At 44.6% G+C, this 20,954-nt stretch carries 16 protein-coding genes and 1 riboswitch; of the genes, 9 read left to right on the top strand and 7 right to left on the bottom strand.

Annotation, left to right across the window (positions count from 1 at the left end; genetic code table 11):
* Positions 1 to 64 precede the first annotated feature (64 nt).
* The 4 genes from topA to ACWPOD_RS11095 all read left to right on the top strand — a co-directional run bounded on the left by topA (position 65) and on the right by ACWPOD_RS11095 (position 6,884).
* On the top strand, positions 65 to 2,695 hold the full coding sequence (topA, locus tag ACWPOD_RS11110) for a type I DNA topoisomerase (protein ID WP_005390711.1): 2,631 nt from the start codon (positions 65 to 67) through the stop codon (positions 2,693 to 2,695).
* 610 nt (positions 2,696 to 3,305) lie between these two features.
* Entirely contained in the window at positions 3,306 to 4,523 is a 1,218-nt protein-coding gene (glgC, locus tag ACWPOD_RS11105) for a glucose-1-phosphate adenylyltransferase (RefSeq protein ID WP_048626184.1), read from the top strand.
* Positions 4,513 to 5,970 carry a glycogen synthase GlgA gene (gene glgA / locus ACWPOD_RS11100; protein WP_046874734.1) on the top strand — a complete coding sequence of 486 codons (1,458 nt, stop codon included), beginning with the start codon at positions 4,513 to 4,515 and terminating at the stop codon, positions 5,968 to 5,970. The genes glgC and glgA overlap by 11 nt, the downstream gene beginning before the upstream one ends.
* 110 nt (positions 5,971 to 6,080) lie before the next feature.
* A complete protein-coding gene (locus ACWPOD_RS11095) occupies positions 6,081 to 6,884 on the top strand; it encodes an alpha/beta fold hydrolase (RefSeq protein ID WP_046874735.1) in 804 nt (267 codons plus the stop codon).
* 37 nt (positions 6,885 to 6,921) lie between these two features.
* Here the strand turns inward: ACWPOD_RS11095 and ACWPOD_RS11090 are convergent, their stop codons facing one another.
* The 5 genes from ACWPOD_RS11090 to torD all read right to left on the bottom strand — a co-directional run bounded on the left by ACWPOD_RS11090 (position 6,922) and on the right by torD (position 11,259).
* A complete protein-coding gene (locus ACWPOD_RS11090) occupies positions 6,922 to 7,242 on the bottom strand; it encodes a hypothetical protein (RefSeq protein ID WP_005390719.1) in 321 nt (106 codons plus the stop codon).
* 20 nt (positions 7,243 to 7,262) lie between these two features.
* Positions 7,263 to 7,949: a TVP38/TMEM64 family protein gene (locus ACWPOD_RS11085; protein WP_046874737.1), complete on the bottom strand. Its 687-nt coding sequence runs from the start codon at positions 7,947 to 7,949 to the stop codon at positions 7,263 to 7,265.
* A 115-nt stretch (positions 7,950 to 8,064) separates the two neighbouring features.
* Positions 8,065 to 8,655 (bottom strand): TfoX/Sxy family DNA transformation protein, encoded by a 591-nt coding sequence (locus ACWPOD_RS11080; protein WP_005390721.1) that lies wholly within the window; start codon positions 8,653 to 8,655, stop codon positions 8,065 to 8,067.
* A gap of 116 nt (positions 8,656 to 8,771) precedes the next feature.
* Positions 8,772 to 8,861, bottom strand: a riboswitch (cyclic di-GMP riboswitch).
* A gap of 278 nt (positions 8,862 to 9,139) precedes the next feature.
* Positions 9,140 to 10,144 carry an HTH-type transcriptional repressor PurR gene (gene purR, locus ACWPOD_RS11075; RefSeq protein WP_053807169.1) on the bottom strand — a complete coding sequence of 335 codons (1,005 nt, stop codon included), beginning with the start codon at positions 10,142 to 10,144 and terminating at the stop codon, positions 9,140 to 9,142.
* A 467-nt stretch (positions 10,145 to 10,611) separates the two neighbouring features.
* Complete coding sequence (torD, locus tag ACWPOD_RS11070) at positions 10,612 to 11,259, bottom strand: molecular chaperone TorD (RefSeq protein ID WP_134646941.1); 648 nt, start codon at positions 11,257 to 11,259, stop codon at positions 10,612 to 10,614.
* Between the two features lie 266 nt (positions 11,260 to 11,525).
* Here torD and torR point away from each other — a divergent pair, with 266 nt between their 5' ends.
* Positions 11,526 to 12,236, top strand: coding sequence for a two-component system response regulator TorR (gene torR / locus ACWPOD_RS11065; protein ID WP_005390726.1), 711 nt, complete (start codon positions 11,526 to 11,528; stop codon positions 12,234 to 12,236).
* A gap of 72 nt (positions 12,237 to 12,308) precedes the next feature.
* Here torR and elyC read toward each other — a convergent pair whose 3' ends face one another.
* Positions 12,309 to 13,094: an envelope biogenesis factor ElyC gene (gene elyC, locus ACWPOD_RS11060; protein ID WP_006742121.1), complete on the bottom strand. Its 786-nt coding sequence runs from the start codon at positions 13,092 to 13,094 to the stop codon at positions 12,309 to 12,311.
* Positions 13,095 to 13,208: 114 nt separating this feature from the next.
* Here elyC and cmoM point away from each other — a divergent pair, with 114 nt between their 5' ends.
* From cmoM to mukB, 4 genes are read left to right on the top strand one after another with little or no spacing between them, the layout of a single operon-like run.
* Positions 13,209 to 14,000, top strand: coding sequence for a tRNA uridine 5-oxyacetic acid(34) methyltransferase CmoM (cmoM, locus tag ACWPOD_RS11055; RefSeq protein ID WP_031780158.1), 792 nt, complete (start codon positions 13,209 to 13,211; stop codon positions 13,998 to 14,000).
* A 2-nt stretch (positions 14,001 to 14,002) separates the two neighbouring features.
* Complete coding sequence (mukF, locus tag ACWPOD_RS11050) at positions 14,003 to 15,340, top strand: chromosome partition protein MukF (RefSeq protein ID WP_048626187.1); 1,338 nt, start codon at positions 14,003 to 14,005, stop codon at positions 15,338 to 15,340.
* Positions 15,321 to 16,046, top strand: coding sequence for a chromosome partition protein MukE (mukE, locus tag ACWPOD_RS11045; RefSeq protein ID WP_005390733.1), 726 nt, complete (start codon positions 15,321 to 15,323; stop codon positions 16,044 to 16,046). Before mukF ends, mukE begins: the two co-directional genes overlap by 20 nt.
* Positions 16,047 to 16,048: 2 nt before the next feature.
* On the top strand, positions 16,049 to 20,512 hold the full coding sequence (gene mukB / locus ACWPOD_RS11040; protein WP_301610986.1) for a chromosome partition protein MukB: 4,464 nt from the start codon (positions 16,049 to 16,051) through the stop codon (positions 20,510 to 20,512).
* Positions 20,513 to 20,654: 142 nt separating this feature from the next.
* Here the strand turns inward: mukB and ACWPOD_RS11035 are convergent, their stop codons facing one another.
* Complete coding sequence (locus ACWPOD_RS11035; RefSeq protein WP_005390736.1) at positions 20,655 to 20,807, bottom strand: hypothetical protein; 153 nt, start codon at positions 20,805 to 20,807, stop codon at positions 20,655 to 20,657.
* Positions 20,808 to 20,954 lie beyond the last annotated feature (147 nt).

The raw sequence follows: 20,954 nt of genomic DNA, 5'->3' as shown, positions 1-20,954 counted from the left end.
TTATGCGGGTGGCCTTTAAACAAGGTTTCTACCCGCATTATTATGAAGGACGTTAGAGTCAGTTATGGGTAAATCACTCGTTATAGTGGAGTCACCAGCCAAGGCAAAGACGATAAATAAGTATCTTGGTAAAGACTTTATTGTTAAGTCTAGTGTTGGTCATGTGCGTGATCTGCCTACGGCCGGTCAAAGCACTGGTGAGAAAAAAGCCGCAGCCATCTCAACAAAAGGGATGAGTCCGGAAGAGAAAGCGCGCGTTAAAAAAGAGAAAGACCGCAAAGCGTTGATCAAAAAAATGGGGATTAACCCATATCATGACTGGGAAGCGAATTACCAAATCCTTCCAGGCAAAGAAAAAGTTGTCAACGAACTACAAAAACTCGCCAAAGACGCAGATTGCGTTTATCTCGCAACCGACTTGGACCGCGAAGGGGAAGCAATCGCATGGCACCTTCGTGAGATCATCGGTGGCGATGAAGAGCGATACAAACGTGTAGTTTTTAACGAAATTACGAAAAACGCGATCCAACAAGCTTTCCAAACACCTGGAGAGCTGAACATGGATGGTGTTAATGCCCAACAAGCGCGTCGCTTCATGGACCGTGTCGTTGGCTTTATGGTTTCACCTTTACTTTGGAAGAAAGTGGCTCGTGGTTTATCTGCTGGTCGCGTGCAGTCTGTTGCGGTGAAACTATTAGTTGAGCGTGAGCGTGAGATTAACGCGTTTGTACCAGAAGAATTCTGGGATATTCATGCGAATACGAAAACGAAAGACAAAGCGGACTTTAAACTGCTTGTTGCTCAGAAAGATGGTTCTGCGTTTAAGCCAGTTAATGAGGCAGAAACCAAAGCAGCGATGTCTGTACTTGAGAATGCAAGTTACGAAGTATGTAAGCGTGAAGATCGCCCGACAAAGAGCAAGCCTTCAGCACCTTACATCACCTCTACGCTTCAACAGGCAGCGAGTACACGTCTGGGCTACGGCGTGAAAAAGACCATGATGCTAGCTCAGCGCCTCTATGAGGCCGGTTACATCACTTATATGCGTACGGACTCGACTAACCTAAGTGCCGAGGCTGTGGACGCTGTACGTGACTTTATTGGTTCTGAGTTTGGTGATAAGTACTTACCAGCGAAACCGCTGACGTATGGCAGTAAAGAAGGGGCACAGGAAGCGCACGAAGCGATCCGTCCTTCAAATGTGGGTGTTAAAGCGGAAGACCTGCAAGGTGTCGATGCTGATGCGCACAAACTTTACGCTTTGATTTGGAATCAGTTTGTCGCGTGTCAAATGACGCCAGCAGAATACGATTCAACAACCATCAGCGTAAAAGCAGCAGAATACACGCTTAAAGCGAAAGGCCGTATCCTTAAATTTGACGGCTGGACTCGTGTACAACGTCCAATGGGCAAAAACGAGGATACAATCCTTCCTGCGGTACAACTTGGCGATAAGCTAAGCTTAGAGTCACTTGACCCTAAACAGCACTTTACAAAGCCACCTGCGCGCTACACTGAAGCAGCACTGGTTAAAGAGCTGGAGAAACGAGGCATTGGTCGTCCGTCGACTTACGCATCGATCATTTCTACGATTCAAGATCGTGGTTACGTGAAAGTTGATCAGCGCCGTTTCTACGCTGAAAAAATGGGTGAAATTGTTACTGATCGCCTTGATGACAGCTTTAACGATTTGATGAACTACGACTTTACTGCGCGTATGGAACAGAAATTGGACCAAATCGCTGAAGGTGAAGTGAACTGGAAAGCTGTGTTAGACAACTTCTTTGCTGATTTTACTGGCGATCTTGAAAAAGCGGAGCTGGATGAGTCAGAAGGCGGTATGAAGTTAAACCACATCGTCATGACGGATATCGAGTGTCCGACGTGTAGCCGTCCAATGGGTATCCGTACTGCTTCGACAGGTGTGTTCTTAGGCTGTTCTGGTTACGCGTTACCACCAAAAGAGCGTTGTAAGACAACCATCAACTTGGGTGACGAAGAAGGTATTATTAACGTTCTAGAAGAAGACGTTGAAACGGCCGCGCTTCGTGCTAAAAAGCGTTGTCCGATCTGTGAAACGGCGATGGATGCATACCTGATTGATGACAAGCGTAAGATGCATGTTTGTGGTAATAACCCGAATTGTGAAGGCTACCTTGTTGAATACGGTGAGTTCAAAGTCAAAGGCTATGATGGTCCAGTTGTTGAATGTGACAAATGTGGCTCAGATATGGTGCTTAAGAACGGTCGCTTTGGTAAATACATGGACTGTACGAGTGAAACGTGTAAGAACACTCGTAAGATTCTGAAGAATGGCGAAGTCGCGCCACCGAAAGAAGATCCTGTTCATTTCCCCGAGTTACCATGTGAAAACTCAGATGCGTATTTCGTACTTCGTGATGGTGCTTCAGGTCTATTTATGGCGGCAAGCAACTTCCCGAAATCGCGCGAGACACGTGCTCCTTTGGTTGCTGAACTGGCACGTTTTGAAGAGCGTTTACCTGAGAAGTTCAAATACCTAGCGACCGCACCGCAAGAAGATCCTGATGGTCGTCCTGCAGTTGTACGCTTTAGTCGCAAAACAAAAGAGAACTACGTTCGTTCGGAAGAGAACGGCAAACCATCTGGTTGGACAGCGCTCTTTGTTGAAGGTAAGTGGGAAGTCACAGATAAGCGTAAAAAAGCGAAAGCATAAAAATGCACCATTAAGGTAATGTAAAAAGGCAGCGATATCGCTGCCTTTTTTGCGTAGGGGCCGACAGTTTTCTCCTGCGCATTCTTCCTCTAATCGACCTTTCCTCACTTTAACAAGCACCATTGTCGCTAGAAAACACCAGAGTCACGATTTATTAGTAGTGAACGTATTTTTTATGTAAAAAACATTCGTCGTAACTTTCATTTTGCGTTCATATATTTGTTATATATTAAGCTCAAAAAGTCGGTGGTGTAGTGAATCCGTTCGTAAATTGTTTTCATAATGTAATCGTTTGCTTTTGCATGTGTGATCTAGATATCGTCTTGAGTAAGCAAGAACTGTATGGAACACAGAATGGCGTATTAAAAATTGTAATTTAGAACCTGCTTAGATAATTTATTACAAAAATTAGTGCAACTGTGTGCATTTTGCGTCGAAAAATAAGAAAAGAGTGGACGTTGCATACTGGAAGTGCCGTAGCTTTTTTATCGTGTTGTAAGAGTTCAAAGAAACTCCTGATACGGTTACTAAATGTATTCGCTTGACTCCCCGAGTATGACTCATTCAAGCGAGTACCAAATCCAAGCTATAACGATATGGAGAACAACAAATGGCTGGTGTTTTGGGAATGATTCTTGCTGGCGGTGAAGGCTCTCGTTTGAGACCTTTAACAGAATCTCGTAGTAAACCTTCGGTACCGTTTGGTGGTAGCTATCGATTGATCGATTTTGCTCTAAACAATTTTGTAAATGCGGATTTAATGCGCATTTACGTCCTCACCCAATTTAAATCTCAATCTTTGTTCCATCATTTAAAAAAGGGCTGGAACATTAATGGCATCACTGACCGCTTTATCGATCCTATTCCTGCTCAAATGCGCACTGGTAAGCGTTGGTACGAAGGAACGGCAGACGCGATCTATCAAAATCTCCGTTTTATGGAACTAGAGGAACCGGATCAAGTTTGTATTTTTGGCTCTGACCATATCTATAAGATGGATATCAAACAAATGCTGAACTTCCATTCAGAAAAGCAGGCTTCTCTGACGGTATCTGCATTGCGTATGCCACTAAAAGAGGCGTCGCAATTTGGGGTTATCGAAGTGGACAGTGAAGGTCGCATGATAGGCTTTGAAGAGAAACCAGCAAACCCGAAGTCGATTCCTGGCGATCCTGATTACGCTTTAGTTTCAATGGGTAACTACGTTTTTGAAGCTCAGGTGTTATTCTCTGAGTTGGTTGAAGATGCGGATAATGAAGCTTCATCACATGATTTTGGGAAGGACATTATTCCTAAGATGTTCCCTCGAGGTGACGTGTTCGTGTATGACTTCAGTACTAACAAAATCAGCGGTGAAAGAGAAGAGGTGTACTGGCGTGACGTGGGAACCATTGATGCGTACTGGGAAGCGCACATGGATCTGCTAGAAAAAGACGCACCGTTTTCACTATATAACCGTAAATGGCCGCTGCATACTTATTATCCTCCACTGCCGCCAGCGACATTTACAGACTCTGATAATGGCCGTGTTCAGATCATCGACAGTTTGGTATGTAATGGCAGTTACGTCAGAGGCTCAAGAATAGAAAAGTCGGTGCTTGGGTTCCGCAGTAATATTGCATCTGCTTGCGATATCAGCGAATGTATCCTTCTTGGTGACGTGAAAATTGGCGAAGGCTGTGTTTTACGTCGTGTGATTGTCGATAAGGATGCCGATATTGCTCCTGGTACTCAGATTGGTGTGAATCTTCAAGAAGATAAAAAACACTTCCACGTGTCTGAGGAGGGCATTGTTGTTATTCCGAAAGGAGCTCGAGTTGGCTACTAACAACTTATCTATTCTGTTTGTAGCTTCTGAGGTTGAAGGTCTCATTAAAAGTGGTGGCTTGGCAGACGTTGCCAAGGCACTACCGGAAGCCCTTCAAAACCTACAGCAAGACGTAAGAATTACCATCCCTGCGTACAGCAGTATTGATAAACTCGCTGACGCAGAAGTTGTATTAGAAACAGAACTAACATCATGGCCGCATACGGAGTATCGAGTTCTGCGGCTCATGCTAGGTCAAAATCCTGTTTATCTGATTGATTGTCAGCCGTATTTCAATCGACCATCGATGTATGCGGAGAACAACCAAGCGTATACCGATAACGGTGAGCGCTTTGCGTTTTTTAGTGCGGCATGTTTAGACATGTTGCCGAAGCTTGCTTTTCAGCCGGATATCATACACGCGAACGATTGGCACACTGGTCTTGTTCCATTTTTGCTCAAGCACAGGTATAGCAATGATCCGTTTTTTGCTCATACTAAAAGCGTCATTTCAATTCACAATGCGGTCTTTAAAGGCGTATTTAGTTATGAAGACGTGCAGTGCTTGCCAGAGTTTCATTGTCGAAACGTTCCCGATGCTGCGGTGAGTGCAACGCATATTACGATGCTCAAAGCTGGTGTAATGAATGCAGATAAGATAAACGCGGTCAGCCCTACGTACGCAGAGGAACTCAAAACAGAGCTTGGCAGTCATGGAATGGCTTGGGAGTTTCAGCAACGCGCGCAGGACTTAGTTGGTATTTTGAACGGTTGTGATTACAGTGCTTGGAACCCGGAAACGGATACTTACTTGCCAGTTAATTACTGCGCTGACCAACAAAGTATGACGCAAGGCAAGAAAGCGTGTAAACAAGCATTACAACTGCGGCTAAATTTGCCTGAAAAAGATGTAGCCATGTTCGGTATGGTTTGTCGGTTGACCCAGCAAAAAGGTGTGCATTACTTGTTGCCTGCTTTGGCCGATTTTTTGAAGCACGATGTTCAACTAGTTGTCGTTGGGACCGGAGACCCTGTACTAGCCGCTCAGCTAGAAGAGGTTGCTGCACAGTTTTCTAGTAAATTTGTCTTCGTAGAAGCTTATGATAATGAACTTGCGCATATCGTTGAAGCGGGTTCTGATTTCTTTCTGATGCCTTCTGAGTTTGAACCATGTGGTTTAAACCAAATCTATAGTATGGCTTATGGGACATTGCCGATAGTACGTGGTGTCGGTGGTCTAAAAGACAGCGTCAACGATTATGATGTGAACCCTTCTGAAGCGACGGGGTTTGTTTTTTTCGAACCGACACCGCAGGCATTGTTGTTAACGATGCTAAGGGCACTGTTGCTCTATGCTCAAAACGAACCTGAAGTGAATAAAGTACAGTTGCACGCGATGCAACAAGATTTTTGTTGGCAAAAGGCCGCAGAAGCTTATTTGCAACTTTACAATTCGGCGTTAAATTGACTTAAAATTGTAACGAAAGGCACCGAATAAGGTGCCTTTATTATCTTGAGTAAGGGGAGTGTGGTAGGATGGCTTTTTACTCAATAGCACGACCTTTTTGATACTTGAATATGACCCAGCCGCTACTTTTTCATAAAACCTATTTGCACCCTACTAGTCATGAGTGGGTTGTATTTGTGCATGGTGCTGGCGGTAGCTCTTCTATCTGGTTCAAGCAAATCAAAGCTTACAAGCAACACTTTAACTTATTGCTGATCGATTTAAGAGGTCATGGAAAGTCAAATCAGTTACTTAAAGAGCTCATTGCCAGCCGTTATACCTTTACGGAAGTCACCCAAGATATTTTGAAAGTATTGGACCATTTAAAGATCCAATCCGCTCATTTTGTCGGTATGTCGCTTGGTACCATTATTGTTCGAAACCTTGCTGAATTATCAGCAGAGCGCGTGCGTTCAATGGTGCTCGGTGGCGCTGTCACAAGGCTCAATACTCGTTCTCAAATATTGGTTAAATTAGGTAATTTTTGTAAGCACATTCTGCCGTACATGTGGCTCTACAAACTTTTTGCGTACATTGTTATGCCACAGAGAAGCCAGCGAGAGTCTCGCCATCTTTTTATTCGTGAGGCCAAGAAGCTTTGCCAAAAAGAATTTAAACGTTGGTTTATTCTTGCTGCTGATGTAAATCCTTTAATGAAGTATTTTAAAGATCGAGAGTTACCCATTCCCACACTCTATTTAATGGGCGACAGAGATTACATGTTTATTAAGCCTGTTAAAGAAATGGTTGCGGCGCATAAGCTTAGTGTTTTACGAGAGATCCCCAACTGTGGTCATGTTTGTAATGTTGAGCGCCCTGAAGATTTCAATCAACATTCCATCGAATTTATTAAGCAGCAAATGGTTTCTGCTTAGCGCTGAATAAATCGATTGAGTAGGAGTAGGGGAGTTATTAAGGCTCCCCTATTTGATGTCCACATTGCCAACAAGCACCAAACTGCCCCTCGTTTACCTCATGGCACTTCGGGCACTGCCAATCTTGATACTCATTTCCATCGGATTGTTTGCGGTAGGCTTGTACTATTCCTTCTGCTTTTACTTGTTGTTTGGCGTCAAAAAGCCAGACATAAGGATCGGTATCATCACTAAACGGCAGCTCTCCTTTTAAACCGAAAATACCTTCTCCGCGGACTTCACAGTAGACTTGCTCGGTTTTCAATAATTCGCACACGATATGCGCTTCTGCTGGGTTTTTAGCAATGAATATTTTCATTAAACACGTCCACTTACTAATTATGAGTTTTGCTGACTCGGTGTTGGCCTTACTTTATTCATAACCCATTTAGTGATGATTGGAAACAGCCCCAGTAACGCAAAAGAGGCCAATACCGCAGGTGAAATAATGCCTGACAGGCTTTCAATTGTTGCTAACTGAGTACCGGCGTTTAAGTAAACTGCAGTGCCTGGCAACATACCTACTTGGCTAGTAAGGTAAAATCGACCTACAGACATTGGCGTTAAGCCCATCAACAAGTTGATAAGAAAGAAAGGGAATACCGGAATGAGACGCAAGGAAAATAGATAAAATGCACCGTCTTTTTCGACACCTTGATTAATTGCGATTAACTTATTGCCAAACTTGTTTTGTACCCAGTCACGCAGCAAATATCGGCTGCTTAAAAATGCTAGTGTTGCACCCATAGTACTGGCGAAAGAAACCAGTAATAAGCTCGTCCAAAAACCAAATAGAGCCGCACCAAGTAATGTAACCACAGCTGCCCCAGGAATAGAAAAAGCGGTAATTGCAATGTAGGCAAAAAAGTAAATAGCTGCCGAAAAAACAAAGTTCTGATCGATGTATGTGGTCAGCGCTTCTTGTTGTGCTTTTGCATTTTCCAACGTTAAATACTGACTAAAGTTAACGCCTAAAAAGATAATGATCGCGACCAGGATTAGGCCTAATATCAGTTTCTTATTCATATTTATGATTCCAATTTGGGATATATGTAATAAGACAGAATGAAAGTCGAAAAAATTTCACAAAAAAACCGCAGATTAGACTGCGGTTTTACAAGATAGTTTTTAAGGCCGACTTTTATTGGAGGCCATTCATCAACTCATCTCGGCGAGCTTGAGGTACAACGCTCCAATGAGTACCGTTAATAGCACCTTCTAGTGCCCATAACAGCTCAATGTTGACGGTTGCAGAGTGCGTATCTCTTATCGCTTTATAAGCGTTAAGTGCACCTTCCTCTTCCAGTTTTTCTACTGACTCAATGCCTGCTTTTTTCAGCATGCGTTCAGTTGCCAGTCGTAAGTTAGGCAAATCTTTTAAGCGATTAGGCTTTGTAGTTGCTTGCTGTTCTTTTTCAAGCTTTGCCTTTTTCAACGATTGGTTAGCTACTTCGATTAAGCGTTCGCTAGACTCCCATAAATCGTTGGAAATTGCGTAGTACTTAGTAACGACTGGGAAGCCACGTTTTTTATAAACGTAAGGCTTTAGCCCTTGTTTCTCGAAGTCAGATGAAGTTTGTTGGTCTGCTCTTATATGAAGCTGATTATTTACAACTAGTGCAAACATTGTTTCATCAGCGAATAGTCCGAAGCCACCAAACATTGAGCGCGACTTGATATTACCAAGTGCCTCAAATAGCTTCATAGAGTCTTTGAGTATCGGTTTATCCATGTTTTGTTATCTCGGTGTAATTAATATTACGCCACCAAAAGTCAGGTCCGAGAGAGTAGCAAACATGCGCAAAAGCAATGTCATTACAGGGTAAAGTCATCGCTTGCACACTTGCCATCGGTAACCCCGCTACCTTCCATATAGTACTATGGTTCAGGCCGGAGGCTTTGCGTCCCACCCTTTCGAATGGTTTGCCCTGTGCGTGACAGAATGAGCATACTTCGTATATTGAATTAACATCACGTTTTACCCGTAAAAGTGTGATTCTGGTTCAATAAAAAGTGTCGACAAGCGCATATTTGTGCATATTTGAGAATAAGGCGGGATGATCTCGAGGTTGTGAGGGAGTGTGATTTACCTACATATAAAACAGAGACTTAGAGATTTTTTGTCTAACAAACCTAAGTCAGGGGAAAGTTATTTAGAGACAAAAAATAAGCGCCCTTTTAGAGCGCTTATTTGACATCGTTATATCTGGCGAATTTTAGTTCATTTTCTTCACGGTGTTTCGAATTACAAGCTCAGGTTGCATTTCGAAAATTCGCTTTTCGTGTTCTTTATCTTTGATTCGCTCAAGTAGGATCTCGAACGCATTTTTACCCACACGACGTTTAGGTTGGTGGATAGTGGTTAACGGTGGAGAGAAGTATTCCGCAAGCTCGATGTTGTCGTAGCCGATCACTGAAATATCATCAGGAACTTTGATACCGTTTTGTTGTAGGCGGCTCATTAGGCCCAGAGCCATTGTGTCGTTAAAACAGAATACCGCTGTCGGACGTTTGTCCATTGCTGTAATTTTATCTGCGACTAATACGGCCGTATCACATTCAAAGTTACCTTCAAGGATCCAATCTTCATTTACAGCTAGGTTTGCTTCGCTCATCGCGCGACGGAAACCTGCAATGCGCTCTTGGCAAGCAAGTTTTTCAAAATGACCGCTTAGACAAGCAATATCAGTATGGCCATTGTCGATCAGATGTTTGGTTGCGATGTAGCCACCTTCTTCTGAGTTATCCATGATCTTGTCCGCTTGTGAGCTTTCTGGACCCCAATCCATGACCACTTTAGGAATGTCGGCATGACGGTCAAGCATCTCTTTAAGCTCTTCGGTTAAGTCAGAACACATCACTAGGATGCCATCAACACGTTTTTCAGCCAGCATACGGATGTAATCGCGTTGTTTTTCGTAAATCCCACCCGTATTACACAGAATCAGAGTGTAGCCTTGGCGGTAACAGTAGCTCTCAACCCCGTCAATCACTTCTGAGAAGAATAGGTTGGTTGACTGCGTTACTAACATGCCAATAGTACGAGTTGAGTTGCACTTTAGGCTGCGTGCAACCGCACTTGGCGCGTAATTCAACTCGTCCACGGCTTTCATTACTTTTTCTTGCGTTGCTTCTGCAACGAAACGCGTTTTATTGATAACGTGCGAAACTGTCGTAGTGGAAACGCCGGCTAAGCGAGCAACGTCTTTTATAGTGGCCATAAATGGTGTCCTGTATCGAGCTACTGAAATATGTCGTGTTGGATGTACCTGATGCTCTAATGGTTTTACACCCAGCAATCTAAGGTTGGCGCTAAGTGTTTCGGCAGCGGTTGGTCCAAGTACGACAAAAGGGTACGTAGCAGCATCGGTCGATGAATTTTATCTTTTTTCTATCTGATGAGAAATTGCCATCAACCTGTTAAAAAACACAAAAACCGCTATATTTCAGCGGTTTACATATAAATCATATTTAATCGTTTGCGCTCACATTTTAGCCCTATGTGGACTGACTAGCAATGTTTTCAGCAAGAGATTTGTGTATTTGAAGTCACATTTTGACTGCTAAATAACCAAGCGTCTTTGAGCTAAGTTAAGGCAAACGAATAATATACCCAACTTACTTACATTCAGTTATTTCAGGTATACAGGAAGCCCGATAGGCGGGCTCCTTAAAAAATAGGCGGCAATTATTCCCCAATAAGGTAAGCGCTGTCTAGTTTACAAAATGCAACTAATAGTTTCGCGACGCTCGAGTAGAACCCAAATTCGTCGAATTGTTTACATTTGTCTGCAAACTGAGGTAACCAAGACATCAACTGTTGCTGGATAAAGTCGTTTTGTTTAACGAAGGCTTCTTCCATGTGTTTTTCTTGCTCAAGTTCGTTTGAGCGGATAATCATGTTGCCGAGAAAGTCGAGTTCAACGGCTAAGTGGTCCGCAGGCTCTTTTAGATTTTCATCTACTTGAACGCCAAATTCTGCCATCAACTTTTCCATTTCCTCGGCTGGCTTGTCATTCAGCAAACCTGATTCACCGATGTACATCGATGCGTAAGGAAGAGCGCCATATTTTTCTGTCTTCAAAAACAGTTCACAAAAGTCAGCAGCAAGCTCCAATTGAGCGTCTTCACGATCTTGCAATCGGTTTAGCGCATCAACGAGGCTATCAACGGCTGGTTTCAGCGACTCATTTTCACCTAAACCTGCTAGAAAACTGCGAATTTCAACACTGTGGTAGGCTTCCAGTTCTTTCTCTGTTAGCTCTTTTGCGAACAAGCTCGAAAACCACCAGTAAATTTCAGCGCGTTTTTCATTAAAAGCTTTCACTTCTTGCATTTTGGGCTCCTGAATGATGCTTCAAGTTGTGCATCACAAAGTCAATTAGGGATATCCCCTAAGTGTAATCAATTAAAATGAATAGCAGTAACTATAATTATTATGTTTTATGGTCAAAAATTAACGTTTATTAATAGCGATGGGTAAGCTTGTTTTGAATCAATAAAAACGCTAAATCTTGCTTTTTAATGTATCTATGACTAGAAATGTTACTAGTTATGAATAGAATACGTCTTGGATAATAAGAAGACAGAAAAGTGGTGTAAATGAGCTATCACGTATTAGTCGTAGAAGATGATGTTGTAACTCGTAGTAAGCTTGCGGGATATTTCCAAAATGAGGGTTACCAAGTCAGCGAAGCAGAGAGTGGCGCAGAAATGCGTGAGGTCCTGCAAGCGGGTGATGTAGACCTAATCATGCTGGATATCAACCTGCCGGGTGAAGACGGCCTGATGCTTACTCGTGAATTACGTAGCCAATCGGATATTGGTATCATATTAGTAACAGGACGCACGGATAGCATTGATAAAATCGTAGGCCTAGAAATGGGCGCTGACGATTATGTGACAAAACCTTTTGAACTGAGGGAGTTGTTGGTTCGCGTTAAAAACTTGCTGTGGCGTATTTCAGCAGCGCGTAGCGGTAGCGCGAAAGCGAACGAAACCAGTGAAGAACATATTGTACGTTTTGGAGAGTGGACATTCGACATTCAACGTCGTGCGCTGAGCCGTAACGGCGAACCCGTAAAATTGACCAAAGCAGAATACGAACTTTTGGTGGCGTTATCGTCTTACCCTAACCAGGTGTTAAGTCGCGAGCGTATTTTGAATATGATCAGCCACCGAGTTGATGCTCCCAATGATCGTACTATTGATGTTCTTATTCGACGTATGCGCGCAAAAATGGAGTTTGATCCAAAGAACCCACAAATTTTTGTGACGGTGCACGGCGAAGGCTATATGTTTGCTGGTGATTAAACTGAACAAACCTAAGTCTTAAAAAGAAAAAGGAGAGCTTCGGCTCTCCTTTTTTGTGGTTTCAATATAGTACTACTTTGCTTCAACCATTGGTGTTTGGCCGACAGTATCACGCAACCTTTGCCAAATGCTGCCCAAGTACTCATGCCAATAAAGCTCTGTTTGTTCTAAGTAACGCGCTTTAGGTGAGTATTTATCCCAAGGTTGACTGATTTCGCTAATAGCTAAGAAGTTGGTCGGGGCTGGGATTGGTTTAATGCCTGCTGCGTTGAACTCATACAATGCACGGCTCATGTGGCTTGCTGAAGTGACTAACACAATCTCCTTTTGTTGAACGAATGCAGCCGCTTGACGCGCCTCTTCCCACGTATCTTTCGCATCTTCTAATAAAATGATATCGGATTTCGCGACTCCCAACGCAAGGGCAACGTTCGCCATCATTCTCGCATGGCTAATTTCAGAACCGCCAGCATAGCCAGACAAAATTAATTTAGCACCTGGATACATTCTTAAAATACGAATGCCTTCAGTTAAGCGCATTAATGCTGCACGGCTTAACTGCGAGGTGGGTGGAATTTCGTCATCGATAACATGACCATTCCCTAAAACCATCACGTAGTCGATGGTGCCAGAAACTGGCAAAAAGGCTTTATGCTCTCGCTCTAATGGCATAAGAAGCTTGGTTGAAACAGGTTGGAAGGCAACAAGAAAAATGCCAACAAAAGAGAATAGAACAACGAAGCAGCCAGTTTTACGTTTTGTGGTAAAACTAATGAGAGCAAGACCCAACAAGCCTATCAGCAGCAATGCCGGAAGTGGCATAAGCAAGGCTGACACTACTTTTTTCAGCTCAAACATACATAAATAGTCCGAAAAAACATCAATTGATAATAAAAATGAGGGTACCCCTCTTTATTCCTGCTTTCCTTGTGCCAGAATAGCGGCACAATCCGTTATGATAACTCAGCAGAAGTGACAGAAGACCGCAATTTCGACGATATCGCCCACAAATTTGCAAAAAATATTTACGGCTCCGACAAAGGGGAGATCCGCCAAATCATTGTGTGGGAAGATTTTCTACAGATTCTAAGTGAATTAGATGCTGACCAGCAACCCCTAGAGGTGTTGGATGCTGGTGGTGGTTTGGCACAAATGTCGCAAAAGCTTGCTAAGCTCGGACATCGAATCGCTTTATGTGATCTATCTTCGGAAATGCTGCAGTTGGCTAAGCAGGATATTGAAAAAAACGGTTTGCTTGAGCAGTATCGCCTGATTCATTCGCCTGTCCAATCCATTGGTGAGCATATGGGTGAACAGGTGGATCTTGTTATGTTTCACGCCGTCATGGAGTGGTTGGTCGATCCTAAGGCCGCACTTGAAACGGTACTAGAACAAGTAAAGCCGGGAGGCATTGCATCAGTGATGTTCTATAACCACCATGGTTTAGTCTATAAAAACGTGGTTTGTGGCAACATTCCTCATATATTAGACGGCATGCCCCACCGAAAAAGATTTAAACTACAGCCGCAAAAAGGCTTAAAACCTGAAGAAGTCTACCAATGGATAGAAGATTCAGGCTTTAGTATTTGTGGCAAATCTGGTATCCGCTCATTTAGTGATTACATAGGTAATATGCAATACATGGGCGATTACGAGTTTGAAGATGTGTTGGCGCTAGAAAAACAACTTTGTCGACAAGAGCCATACCTCTCATTAGGCCGCTACATTCATGTGTGGGCTAAAAAGAACGATAAACAGGAATAACAATGAGTGAGATGACTCTCAATGCTGCAGAGCAACCAATCGATGAGTTGGTTGGCTGGGTTAAGCAGCACGATTTCTCGTTGAACCTGACCACAGAGCGATTGGCATTCTTAATAGCCATTGCCGTACTGAGTAATGAAAGGTTCGATGAAGAATTGGGTGAAGGTGAATTGCATGATGCGTTTGCCATCGTCACTCGATTATTTGATGAGACTGGCGAAGCATCCGCTTTTCGTGCTAACAACGCCATCAACGAGATGGTAAAGCAGCGCCTTATTAGCCGTTTTGTCAGTGAGATTACTGATGGAGCGAGCATTTACCGCTTGTCGCCTTTAGCGATAGGAATTACCGATTACTACGTGCGTCATCGTGAGTTCTCGAAACTGCGCCTTTCTATTCAACTGTCTATGGTGGCAGATGAAATGGCGAAAGCGATTGAGGCAGCACAAAAAGGTGGCACACCGGGCCACTGGAAGAAAAACGTATACGGAGTTTTAAAATATTCTGTAGGCGAAATCTTCGATCAAATCGATCTTAACCAACGTGTGATGGATGAGCAGCAGCAATCTGTAAAACAACAAATTGCCGATCTGCTAAATAAAGACTGGCGCGAAGCGATCAACAACTGTGAAGCGCTCCTATCAGAAACATCAAGCACGTTGCGTGAACTTCAAGATACGCTGCAAGCCGCCAGTGATGAACTGCAAACTCAGATCCTAGATATTCAAGAAATTGTGTACGGCGATCCTGAGCTAGAGTTCATCGAAGAAGCGTTGTTTGGTCTGCAAATGAAGCTGGATCGAATCACAAGCTGGGGCCAGCAAGCGATCGACCTTTGGATTGGTTACGACCGACATGTGCACAAGTTCATCCGTACTGCAATTGATATGGATAAGAACCGTGCGTTTAGCTCGCGTCTACGTCAATCCGTCAAAGATTACTTCGATGCGCCTTGGTATCTGACTTATGCAGATGCGGAAAGGCTTTCTGACCTTCGTGATGAGGCCCTAGTCCTGCGTGATGACGAGGTAACGGGTCAAGTTCCGATGGAAGTAGAATACGAAGAGTTTCAACAAGTCAATGATGAGTTGTCTGAACGAATTGGTGACATGCTAAAAGCGCATAAAGATCAAGGCACGCCAATCGACTTGAGTGTGGTATTGCGAGATTACCTTGCACAGCATCCTTACACTCATCATTTTGATTTAGCTCGCATTATCGTTGATCAAGCCGTACGTCTGGGGTATTCAGAATCGGATTACCAAGCGATTCAACCGGACTGGAAAGCAATCAACGAATTTGGGGCAAAGGTACAAGCGAATGTCATCGACCGATACTAATGAATACATGTCAGAGAATCTGGCAAAAGCAATTTCTAACCCTCTGTTCCCAGCGCTAGACAGCATGCTACGAGCTGGGCGTCATATCTCAAGTGAAGATCTGGACAACCACGCGTTGCTGTCGGATTTCGAACTTGAGCTTTCTTCTTTCTACCAACGCTACAACACCGAATTGGTGAAAGCGCCAGAAGGTTTCTTCTACCTTCGTCCACGTTCAACTTCTTTGATTGGCCGCAGTGTGCTTTCTGAGCTGGATATGCTGGTGGGTAAGGTACTGTGTTTCCTTTACCTAAGCCCAGAGCGTCTTGCGCACGAAGGCATCTTCACTAACCAAGAGTTGTACGACGAGCTACTTGCTCTGGCTGATGAAAACAAGCTGATGAAGCTAGTGACGAACCGTGCTACCGGTTCTGACCTTGATAAAGAAAAGCTGTTTGAAAAAGTACGTACGTCACTTCGTCGTCTACGTCGCCTAGGCATGATCATCAACATCGGTGAGACTGGTAAATTCAGCATCAGTGAAGCTGTATTCCGCTTTGGTGCCGATGTACGTATTGGCGATGATATGCGTGAAGCGCAGCTACGTCTGATCCGTGATGGTGAAGCGGTAGTGCACACCAAAGAGCCAAGCCAAGGCAGCCTATTGTCTGAAGAAGAACAAGACGACCAAGCCCAAGAAGAAACAACAGAAGAGGGTGAAGCATGAGCATGATTGAACGCGGTAAATACCAATCGCTGACCATGGTCAACTGGAACGGCTTCTTTGCCCGTACTTTTGACATCGATGGTCTGGTCACCACGCTATCAGGTGGTAACGGTGCAGGTAAATCAACCACAATGGCGGCGTTCATCACCGCATTGATTCCTGACCAAACGCTACTGCACTTCCGTAACACAACCGAAGCGGGCAGCAGCCAATCGTCTCGCGACAAAGGTTTGTACGGTAAGCTACAACCGGGCGCGTGTTACGCGGCACTGGACGTGGTGAACTCACGTAACCAACGCCTATTGTTTGCAGTAAAACTGCAGCAAGTTGCGGGTCGTGATAAGAAAGTAGACATCAAACCGTTTGTTATTCAAGGCCTTCCAAGCCATATAAAACCAACAGATATTTTGGTTGAAAGCGTATCTGCGACTCAAGCTCGTGTACGTCAAATCAACGAAGTAAAAGAATCGATCGCGGAATTTGAAGGTGTTCAATTCAAAGCCTTCTCTTCTATTGTTGATTACCACGCACAAATGTTTGAATTCGGTGTGATTCCGAAGAAATTGCGTAACTCTGGTGACCGCTCTAAATTCTACCGCTTGATCGAAGCATCGCTTTACGGTGGTATTTCAAGTGCGATTACGCGCTCGCTACGTGACTACCTTCTGCCACAAAACGGCGGCGTGAAGAAAGCGTTCCAAGATATGGAATCGGCGCTGCGTGAAAACCGCATGACGCTAGAAGCGATCAAAACTACGCAAGCAGACCGTGACTTGTTCAAACACTTGATTACAGAGTCGACCAACTACGTGGCAGCGGACTATATGCGCCATGCCAACGAGCGTCGTAAAAAACTAGAACAGACACTGTCTTTGCGTTCAGAGTTATTTGGTTCTCGCGAGACCTTGATTGAGCAAAACAACCTGCTTAACCGCGTTCAAGAAGAGCTGGAACTGCTGATCGAATCAGAATCTTCTTTAGAGCAAGACTACCAAGCGGCTTCGGATCACTTGCAACTGGTGCAAAACGCGCTGCGTCAGCAAGAGAAGATCGAACGTTACCAAGAAGATCTTGAAGAGCTGAGCGAGCGTCTTGAAGAACAAATGATGGTAGTGGAAGAAGCGCAAGAACGCGTGATGATGGCTGAAGAGCAAGCGACCGTTGCAGAAGAAGAGGTGGACAGCCTTAAGACGCAACTTGCTGATTACCAGCAAGCTCTTGACGTTCAGCAAACTCGCGCGCTTCAATACCAACAAGCCGTTCAAGCGTTGGAGAAAGCGAAGCAGCTACTTGGTGATGACAGCCTAACGGCAGAATCCGCACAAGCGTTAGTGGCGGAGCTGAAAAACAAAGAGACAGAAAATACCAATACGTTGTTGTCTGTGAAACATAAGCTCGATATGTCATCAGCTGCGGCAGAGCAGTTTGATACTGCATTGAAGCTTGTACAGAGCATCGTTGGCCCTGTTGAGCGCAAAGAAGCCTCTAAGCGCGCAAAATTGGCAATCGCTAAAGCTCGAGAATCACAGCAAATTGCACAAAACGAACAGCAATGGCGAGCGCAGCATCGCGATCTTGAGCGTAGCCTCAATCAGCAACGTCAAGCGCGTGAACTGGTTGCTGAATACAAAAAGCAATATCACGTCGAGCTAACCGATGAAGTTACGTTTGAACAAGAACGTGAACGTCATGCGATGCAAATCGAATCACTAGAGATAGCTCAAGAAGAAGTTCGTGATCAGCGTGGTGAACAGCGCCGTCTAGAGCAAAACGCGACGGCAGAAATCAGTAAGCTTGAAGCGATAGCGCCAGCTTGGATTGCGGCGAACGATGCACTAGAGAAATTACGTGAGCAGAGCGGGACAGACCTTGAAGATCGTCATGCGGTAATGAACCACATGCAGGTCGTTCTTGAGCAAGAAAGGGCGCTGTCCTTAGCTAAAGATAAGCTTGCTGAGCGCCGTAGCCAGCTAGACGCTGAGATTGAACGTCTTGCTTCTCCTGGTGGTTCAAACGACCCTCGCCTGAAAGGTTTGGCTGATACTTTAGGCGGTGTATTACTGTCTGAGATCTACGATGACATCACGATTGATGACGCGCCTTACTTCAGTGCGATGTACGGTCCGGCTCGTCACGCTATCGTTGTTTCTGACCTGTCAGGTATCGAAGAGAAACTGGTAGAGCTAGACGACTGTCCAGAAGACTTGTACATCATTGAAGGTGACATCGATGCCTTTGATGACAGCTCGTTCGATGCAGAAGAGTTAGAGGGCGCGGTTTGTGTTCGCATGAACGATCGCCAAATGCGTTACTCTCGCTTGCCTGAGATCCCATTGTTTGGTCGTGCAGCACGTGAGCAGCGTCTAGAGTTGCTGCGTAACGAACGAGAAGAAGTGGTAGAGAAGCACGCAAAAGCGGCGTTTGACTCTCAGAAAATGCAGCGTTTGTACCAAGCATTTAACCAATTTGTGTCTAACCACATTCAAGTGGCTTTTGACGCTGATCCAGAACAAGCACTGGCAACCATTCGTGATAAGCGTAACCAAATTGCTCGCGTGCTGGCGGATCTGGATGCAAAAGAGCAGCAGCAACGCTCTCAGCTTCAAACTAGTAAGCAAGCACTGTCTTCTCTGGACAAGCTAGCATCACACATGGTGCTTGTTGAAGATGAATCATTGCAAGCGCGTTTTGATGAGCTAGAAGAGAAAATCGCTCAGCTTGCAGAGGCGAAAAACTTCTTAAATAATCATGCAAAAGCCGTCGCGCAACTAGAGAATATTGCGTCTGCGCTTGATGCTGACCCAGAGCAATTTGATGCACTAGAAGCAGAATACAAAGCGGCAGATGAACAGTTACAAGATCTTAAGAAGCAAATCTTTGCACTCTCGGATCTGGTTGAACGTCGTCACTACTTCGCTTACTCAGACTCGGTTGATCTTCTGAACAAAAGTAGCGAACTGAGTGAGCAGCTAAAAGCGAAGTTGGTTCAAGCTGAACAGACTCGTACTCGTTCTCGTGAAGAGTTGAAGCAAGCACAAGGACAAATGAACCAATACAACCAAGTATTGGCGTCTTTGAAGAGTTCGCATCAAGCTAAGCAAGAAACCGTACAAGAGTTCAAACAAGAGCTGCAAGAGTATGGCGTAAATGCCGACGAAGGTGCGGAAGAGCGTGCAATGCGCCGTCGTGACGAGCTGCACGAACGCTTACATACTTCACGTAGTCGTAAGAGTGAATACGAGCGCACGATAACGTCGACCGAGCTTGAGATGAAAGGCTTAGCGAAACGTCTGAAGAAAGTGCAGAAAGAATACGCAGAGCTGCGCAAATTTGTCGTTGCAGCGAAAGCGGGTTGGTGTTCAGTACTTCGCTTAGCGCGTGAAAACGATGTTGAGCGTCGTCTACACAAGCGCGAACTGGCTTACATGTCGGCGGATGAATTGCGTTCGATGTCGGATAAATCATTGGGTGCGCTGCGTTTAGCGGTTGCGAACAATGACGACTTGCGTGATGCGCTGCGTCTATCAGAAGACAACGCACGTCCAGAGCGTAAAGTTCTGTTCTACATTGCTGTATACCAACATCTTCGTGAGCGTATTCGTCAGGATATCATCCGTACTGATGACCCAGTTGAAGCAATCGAAGAGATGGAAGTCGAGCTGGCGCGTCTAACGGAAGAGCTAACGCAGCGTGAAAACCGTCTAGCGATCAGCTCTGAGTCGGTAGCGAGCATCATCAAGAAGACGATTCAGCGTGAGCAAAACCGTATTCGTATGTTGAACCAAGGCTTGTCGAACATTTCGTTTGGTCAGGTGAAGGGCGTACGTCTAAACGTGAAAATTCGTGAAAGTCACGAAGTGTTACTGAACGGTCTAGCGACACAGCAAGAGCAGCACAAAGACCTGTTTGAATCGACTCGCTTTACCTTCTCTGAAGCAATGGCGAAACTGTTCCAACGCGTGAACCCACACATCGATATGGGCCAACGTTCACCGCAAGTTCTGGGTGAAGAGCTACTGGATTACCGTAACTACCTAGAGCTAAGTGTAGAAGTGAACCGTGGTACAGACGGTTGGCTACAGGCCGAGTCTGGCGCGCTATCAACAGGTGAAGCGATCGGTACTGGTCAGTCAATCCTCCTGATGGTTGTTCAAAGCTGGGAAGAAGAATCTCGTCGTCTTCGCAGCAAAGACATTGTGCCTTGTCGTCTGCTCTTCTTGGATGAAGCAGCGCGTCTGGATGCGAAATCGATCGCGACATTGTTCGAATTGTGTGACCGTCTGGATATGCAGCTTCTTATTGCGGCACCAGAAAACATCAGCCCAGAGAAAGGTACTACCTACAAGTTGGTGCGTAAGGTGTTTAAAGACCATGAGCACGTACACGTAGTTGGTCTACGTGGTTTTGGTCAAACGGATAAGCCTAAGACCGAAGCGCAAGAGATGATCGAAGAGTTTGAATCGTAAACTCCGAATCTAGCAAAACGCCCGCAATGAACGCGGGCGTTTTTGTATTTGTTAGCGGGAGGCTTCAAAGCGTATAAAATAAGCCGAGACTGTAGGACGACAGTCTCGGCTTATTAATAGAACTTAGCGGGGAGGCTAAGTTTTATTCCTCTGAAATATCGTCTCTGATATCGATCATTTCAGCAAGCTCTTCAAGTGCTTGGACAGAAAGCTCAGACAAGCGTTGTAAATGCTGGTCTAAGCTCTCTTGTTCTTCAAGCTCTGGTTCATCGTTATCTGTTTCTTTTGTTAGCATTTCTCAACCTCTCAAGTTGAGTAAGGGGAGACCTCATCATACTCAAAAGTTAAAGGAGAAAAGAAACGATCTATGTTGATTCTGTTAGCTCGATCATTGATTCAAGTTATAGGTGAGATAGGTTTGTTTAATAAGATGAGTAGGTAG

The organism is Vibrio sp. JZG120 (assembly GCF_053890955.1).
This window is presented reverse-complemented; position numbering and strand designations above follow the sequence as displayed.

Bases quoted from the DNA above. Each gene is read 5' to 3' on its own strand.
- topA (WP_005390711.1), top strand. From the start codon at position 65: ATGGGTAAATCACTCGTTATAGTGGAGTCACCAGCCAAGGCAAAGACG.
- glgC (WP_048626184.1), top strand. From the start codon at position 3,306: ATGGCTGGTGTTTTGGGAATGATTCTTGCTGGCGGTGAAGGCTCTCGT.
- ACWPOD_RS11095 (WP_046874735.1), top strand. From the start codon at position 6,081: ATGACCCAGCCGCTACTTTTTCATAAAACCTATTTGCACCCTACTAGT.
- ACWPOD_RS11090 (WP_005390719.1), bottom strand. From the start codon at position 7,242: ATGAAAATATTCATTGCTAAAAACCCAGCAGAAGCGCATATCGTGTGC.
- ACWPOD_RS11085 (WP_046874737.1), bottom strand. From the start codon at position 7,949: ATGAATAAGAAACTGATATTAGGCCTAATCCTGGTCGCGATCATTATC.
- ACWPOD_RS11080 (WP_005390721.1), bottom strand. From the start codon at position 8,655: ATGGATAAACCGATACTCAAAGACTCTATGAAGCTATTTGAGGCACTT.
- purR (WP_053807169.1), bottom strand. From the start codon at position 10,144: ATGGCCACTATAAAAGACGTTGCTCGCTTAGCCGGCGTTTCCACTACG.
- torD (WP_134646941.1), bottom strand. From the start codon at position 11,259: ATGCAAGAAGTGAAAGCTTTTAATGAAAAACGCGCTGAAATTTACTGG.
- torR (WP_005390726.1), top strand. From the start codon at position 11,526: ATGAGCTATCACGTATTAGTCGTAGAAGATGATGTTGTAACTCGTAGT.
- elyC (WP_006742121.1), bottom strand. From the start codon at position 13,094: ATGTTTGAGCTGAAAAAAGTAGTGTCAGCCTTGCTTATGCCACTTCCG.
- mukF (WP_048626187.1), top strand. From the start codon at position 14,003: ATGAGTGAGATGACTCTCAATGCTGCAGAGCAACCAATCGATGAGTTG.
- mukE (WP_005390733.1), top strand. From the start codon at position 15,321: ATGTCATCGACCGATACTAATGAATACATGTCAGAGAATCTGGCAAAA.
- mukB (WP_301610986.1), top strand. From the start codon at position 16,049: ATGATTGAACGCGGTAAATACCAATCGCTGACCATGGTCAACTGGAAC.
- ACWPOD_RS11035 (WP_005390736.1), bottom strand. From the start codon at position 20,807: ATGCTAACAAAAGAAACAGATAACGATGAACCAGAGCTTGAAGAACAA.